Source organism: Legionella fairfieldensis ATCC 49588, assembly GCF_000621525.1.
In the GTDB taxonomy this organism is placed as follows: domain Bacteria; phylum Pseudomonadota; class Gammaproteobacteria; order Legionellales; family Legionellaceae; genus Tatlockia; species Tatlockia fairfieldensis.
The window spans coordinates 1-1,089 of the sequence record NZ_JHYC01000062.1; the positions used below are offsets into that span (position 1 = coordinate 1).

Below are 1,089 nucleotides of genomic sequence, written 5' to 3' on the forward strand. Positions count from 1 at the left end.
AGCAGTCTTAATAGCGCCAATGCCAATAAAACAAGGTCTGGTCAAACTCGCGCAGCCTTCGTTGCAGAGAATCCCTGCCATTTCTTCCAAAACCCGTGGGCCTCACTACCTTCTTCCAGTTTAAATCCACTTACCTATGCTCAAGGCCAAACCAGGAAAAGAAAATTTACACCTTAATCATAAAGCGTTAACCTCAGTGCTTATAAGCCATTTCTTAAGCACTAAACCGCCAATAACCGGATGTATTAATCCTTTCCAGCCACTACACTTACTGACTTGGGAGTTGCAAATGACGAACAAGGGACTGTTCTTCAAGTGAAATTGATCGCAGGAGGCGATTAAAAAATTCAGCCTTTGCAACTTACCAAACTAATCCTTTTTTATCCCACGCGTGTGACAAACCGATTAAATCCCTGATAACCCTGCAAATACAAATCAAGCAATTTCGAGTCCACGGAATGAAGCAGGGTTTTGATAGCAGGCAGATGTTTTTTTAACAACGAAATCGCTCGGGTTTCAGAAAAGCCATACTGCATGAACACCTGCATTGTCTTATCAATATCAGCAATTAATTGCCGCTGGTTTTCAGTGAGATTCATTCTGATTATCCTCATGAATAATAAGGATAAATTATATAATAATGGGGCCATTTTTTAAATAAAAACACTCCTTTTTAACGAAATAATTTCCTTCTTTTTAACTAAAATAGTGACCCATATTGGATTTACTCAGTCAATTATTGTTCTCCAAATAATCCCAACAAGCATGCCGCAATGAAATCTGCTCCAAAATAGAAAAATCAGATAAAAGAAGAACCGTGGCCTGGTGTTCAATCCTAAGAAGCCTCACGCTACCCCTCTCCTTATCTTGCCAATCATTATGACATTGGGGAAAAAAATACTCGAATTCAATGGTAATACACGGTTTTAAATCGCCTCGTTGAATAAGACAATTCGTTTGGAAACGATAAATGGTCATGAGGTTCCTATAAAAGACAGCCTGAAAAAGAATTTTAGCCGAGTCAATCGCTTTTTGATAAAAAGAATGAAGTCAAGTCTATCTCTTTTCTTTTTTTTTCTATAGAATAAC

General features: G+C 37.9%; 2 protein-coding genes. Both read right to left on the reverse strand.

Going from position 1 to position 1,089, the window contains the following annotated elements:
- Positions 1 to 380: 380 nt before the first annotated feature.
- Positions 381 to 599, reverse strand: coding sequence for a hypothetical protein (locus T345_RS0110785; protein ID WP_028389340.1), 219 nt, complete (start codon positions 597 to 599; stop codon positions 381 to 383).
- A gap of 133 nt (positions 600 to 732) precedes the next feature.
- Positions 733 to 978 carry a hypothetical protein gene (locus tag T345_RS0110790; RefSeq protein WP_028389341.1) on the reverse strand — a complete coding sequence of 82 codons (246 nt, stop codon included), beginning with the start codon at positions 976 to 978 and terminating at the stop codon, positions 733 to 735.
- Between the last annotated feature and the right edge of the window lie 111 nt (positions 979 to 1,089).

Coding starts and splice junctions, on each gene's coding strand:
- T345_RS0110785 (WP_028389340.1), bottom strand. CDS start 599: ATGAATCTCACTGAAAACCAGCGGCAATTAATTGCTGATATTGATAAG.
- T345_RS0110790 (WP_028389341.1), bottom strand. CDS start 978: ATGACCATTTATCGTTTCCAAACGAATTGTCTTATTCAACGAGGCGAT.